We start from the raw sequence: 3,530 nt of genomic DNA, 5'->3' as shown, positions 1-3,530 counted from the left end.
ATAGCTCATTACCCATATATATAGACCCTCGCAAGTATGCCAATCACGAAATGGCACTTGAAGGACAAATTTCCCTTAACCAGCTTAAGGAGCTTTGTGCTGCCTTGGCGTCTGATGTTGGCGAAGTGGCTGTTCATCTGAACTTTAAAGTTGATGAAGATAGGCGCTATATTGCGACTGGCAATCTTAAGACTCAGGTTCAACTCATCTGTCAAAGATGTATGGAACCTACTCCTTATGATGTTGATATAGAGTTAGCATTGGCATTCGTTTATGACGAAGATCATGCTAAAAATATTTCAACTGAATTTGACCCAGTTGTCATGACTGAGGGTGAGATTGTTTTAGCTAAAATGATAGAAGAAGAATTACTTCTGGCGCTACCAGTAGTTGCTTATCATGATCAAAGTGGTTGCAACCCAATAGCTTTAAAGTATGCATCGTCTACCGATGACGCCCCGGATGACGAAGAAAATCCGAATCCATTTAGTATATTGGCCCAATTAAAGGCCAAAAGTTAGGAGCTCCAAAATGGCAGTACAAAAAAGTAAAGTGACTCGTTCACGTCGCGGCCAACGCCGTTCTCATGATGCATTGACTGGTGCAGCTTTATCTGTAGAACAAGCTACAGGTGAAACTCATCGTCGTCACCACATCTCTGCAGACGGTTTTTACCGTGGTCGTCAAGTTATTACCCCAAAAGGTGAGTAACTAAGATACCCATATGATTAGGGTAGCTTTAGACGCTATGGGCGGGGACTTAGGTCCCTGCATTGCATTTCAATGTGCAAGCATTCTCCTCTCAAAATACTCTGATATTGAGATTCAGCTCTATTATCATGAGTCAAGCCCTTGTAAATCTCATTTATCGAACCAATATCTTACTCAGCTTCCAAAGCATGATTTAGCTCGCTTGACCTTAATTGATTGTCATGACTCATTTACTGTGGACGAAGTGTTAGACAGAAGTTTGTTTCGACGTAAAGAGGCAAGCCTGTATCAAGCGATTTTAAGTTTGAAACAGGGGCGAAGTGATGTGGTTGTGACCTGTGGTAACACAGGGGTGATGGTTGCTTTAGCGAGATATCTCTTGGGACTCATTAGGCCTAAGTTGTATCCGGCATTGATGCGAGAGTTAAGTGTAAAACCTTTACGTTGCTTGGTTGACCTAGGTGCCAATGTTCATTGTCCTGCCAGTATGTTGGTTGGCTTTGCGCAATTAGGTTCGGCTTATGTTGAAGAGGTTAGTGGTGTTGCGGCTAAAGTGGGCTTGCTTAATGTCGGTGTAGAAGCCAGCAAAGGGAGTAATATTGTCAGGCAAGTAGATGACTTGTTATCAGCAAAAACATGGCCAAACTATTTAGGTTATGCCGAAGGCCATGAGCTTTTTTCCGGCGATAAAAACGTCATTGTTTGTGACGGTATGGTAGGTAACGCGGTATTAAAAGCGTCTGAGGGGCTGTTAAGCTTCTTAATTGAAAAAAGCACACAGATGAAAAGCTCAAATCAGGTACTTGAGTCTCTTTACCAAAATGAGCGTCGTCACGGGGCTTGCCTTGTGGGCGTGCGCGGCAATTTGGTAAAAAGTCATGGGGATTCAGATGTGCCTGCCATGATGGGGGCGGTTGAATACGGAATTGATATAGCGCGAACTCAACTATCTAAAAAAATTGAGGCGCGATTGACTAGAGAGGAAATCGAATGAAAAACGAATTAGCTTTTGTCTTTCCAGGACAAGGTTCTCAGCAATTGGGTATGTTGGCAGATCTTGCAGAAACTCATAGTGTCATTGAAGAAACATTTGCTGAAGCATCTGAGGTGCTAGGTTACGATCTTTGGGCACTTGTGCAAAATGATGCGGAAAAGCTTAACCAAACAGATAAAACTCAGCCAGCCTTGTTAACGGCAAGTGTTGCTTTGTGGCGCTTGTGGCAACAAGAAGGTGGAGCACAGCCTGCTTATGTTGCAGGTCATAGTTTGGGTGAATACTCTGCTTTAGTATGTTCTGGTGTGATGGCGTTTGAAGACGCAGTTAATCTCGTCCGCCTTCGTGGTGAGTATATGCAACAGGCTGTTCCAGCAGGTGAAGGGGCTATGGCTGCCATTATTGGCTTAGCAGATGATCAAGTGGTTGCCGCTTGTGAAGGTGTTGAAGGTGTCGTGAGTGCTGTTAACTTTAACTCGCCAGGTCAGGTCGTGATTGCAGGTCATGTTGCGCCAGTAGAAGCCGCTATGGCAGCGGCTAAAGAGGCTGGTGCGAAGCGAGCATTGCCTTTGCCAGTGAGTGTGCCATCTCACTGTGAATTGATGATTCCAGCTGGGCAAAAGTTAGCACATGATCTTGAAAAAATTGAATTTAGTGCGCCTAACTGTACTTTGATTCAAAATGTAACAGCCAAAGCAGAGTCTGATCCGGCACAGTTAAAGGCTAATTTGTTAGCCCAGTTAAGTGAGCCTGTGTTATGGACGCAAACTGTTGCATTATTGTCTGATCTAGGTGTCACTCAAACCTTAGAGTGTGGCCCAGGCAAGGTTTTATCTGGTTTGAATAAACGTATTGTGAAGGGCCTAGGTGCAGCAACAATTGCAGATGCCGCCAGTTTTGATGCAGCAATTAGCGAAAATAAGTAATTGCTATTTGACGTGTTTATGAATATAAACACTTCAATAACAACGATTTAATATAATTACGATAAGTAAAACGGAGACAGTGATGGGTCTTGAAGGCAAAATAGCTCTAGTAACAGGTGCTACGCGCGGTATAGGTAAAGCGATTGCTTTGTTGCTAGGTCAACAAGGTGCAACCGTAATCGGTACAGCAACAAGTGAATCAGGTGCGCAAAGTATCTCTGATTACCTTGCAGAAGCAGGTAATGCAGGTAAAGGTTATGTACTAGACGTTGCCGATGCAGATTCTGTAACTGAGGTGGTAAAAGCCATCACAGCAGATTTTGCAGCGCCAACAATCTTGGTTAATAATGCAGGTATTACTCGTGATAACCTTATGCTTCGCATGAAAGAAGATGAGTGGGATTCTGTTATTAACACTAACTTGTCTTCTGTGTATCGTGTCACTAAAGCCTGTATGCGTGGTATGACTAAAGCAAAATTCGGCCGTGTCATTAGCATCAGTTCAGTTGTTGGCTCTATGGGTAATCCAGGTCAAGCAAACTATTCTGCGGCAAAAGCTGGCTTAGAAGGTTTTAGTCGCTCTTTGGCTTCTGAAATTGCATCCCGTGGAATCACTGTAAACTGTGTGGCGCCAGGCTTTATCGAAACAGATATGACTAAGGTATTACCAGAAGAGCATAAAGCCGCTTTGACTGAAAAAGTCCCAGCGTCTCGTCTTGGTCAACCTGAAGAAATTGCGGCTGCAGTCGCATTTTTGGCATCAGAAGGTGCTTCATATATTACGGGTGAAACAATACATGTTAATGGCGGCATGTATATGGCGTAATTTGAGTTGAATTTTCTAACGATATCAACGAAAATAGCTGTCCGGTTCATCTTGAGAATCACGTCGTAAAGAC

At 43.5% G+C, this 3,530-nt stretch carries 5 protein-coding genes; all 5 read left to right on the top strand.

Annotated elements, in window-relative coordinates; all coding sequences use genetic code 11:
- A partial coding sequence (locus MED121_RS00120) for a YceD family protein (protein WP_009831530.1) occupies nt 1–521 on the top strand: 521 nt, incomplete at its 5' end.
- A gap of 10 nt (nt 522–531) precedes the next feature.
- Nucleotides 532–711 carry a 50S ribosomal protein L32 gene (rpmF, locus tag MED121_RS00115; RefSeq protein ID WP_009831529.1) on the top strand — a complete coding sequence of 60 codons (180 nt, stop codon included), beginning with the start codon at nt 532–534 and terminating at the stop codon, nt 709–711.
- Nucleotides 712–724: 13 nt separating this feature from the next.
- Nucleotides 725–1,705 carry a fatty acid synthesis protein gene (locus tag MED121_RS00110; RefSeq protein ID WP_009831528.1) on the top strand — a complete coding sequence of 327 codons (981 nt, stop codon included), beginning with the start codon at nt 725–727 and terminating at the stop codon, nt 1,703–1,705.
- Entirely contained in the window at nt 1,702–2,631 is a 930-nt protein-coding gene (gene fabD, locus MED121_RS00105; protein WP_009831527.1) for an ACP S-malonyltransferase, read from the top strand. The genes MED121_RS00110 and fabD overlap by 4 nt, the downstream gene beginning before the upstream one ends.
- A gap of 82 nt (nt 2,632–2,713) precedes the next feature.
- Nucleotides 2,714–3,457: a 3-oxoacyl-ACP reductase FabG gene (gene fabG / locus MED121_RS00100; RefSeq protein ID WP_009831526.1), complete on the top strand. Its 744-nt coding sequence runs from the start codon at nt 2,714–2,716 to the stop codon at nt 3,455–3,457.
- Nucleotides 3,458–3,530 lie beyond the last annotated feature (73 nt).

The organism is Marinomonas sp. MED121, from assembly GCF_000153025.1.
Classification (GTDB): domain Bacteria; phylum Pseudomonadota; class Gammaproteobacteria; order Pseudomonadales; family Marinomonadaceae; genus Marinomonas.
Note: the sequence above shows the minus strand (reverse complement) of the source record. Positions and strands in the feature narration are given on the sequence as shown.

Coding starts and splice junctions, on each gene's coding strand:
- fabD (WP_009831527.1), top strand. CDS start 1,702: ATGAAAAACGAATTAGCTTTTGTCTTTCCAGGACAAGGTTCTCAGCAA.
- MED121_RS00110 (WP_009831528.1), top strand. CDS start 725: ATGATTAGGGTAGCTTTAGACGCTATGGGCGGGGACTTAGGTCCCTGC.
- rpmF (WP_009831529.1), top strand. CDS start 532: ATGGCAGTACAAAAAAGTAAAGTGACTCGTTCACGTCGCGGCCAACGC.
- fabG (WP_009831526.1), top strand. CDS start 2,714: ATGGGTCTTGAAGGCAAAATAGCTCTAGTAACAGGTGCTACGCGCGGT.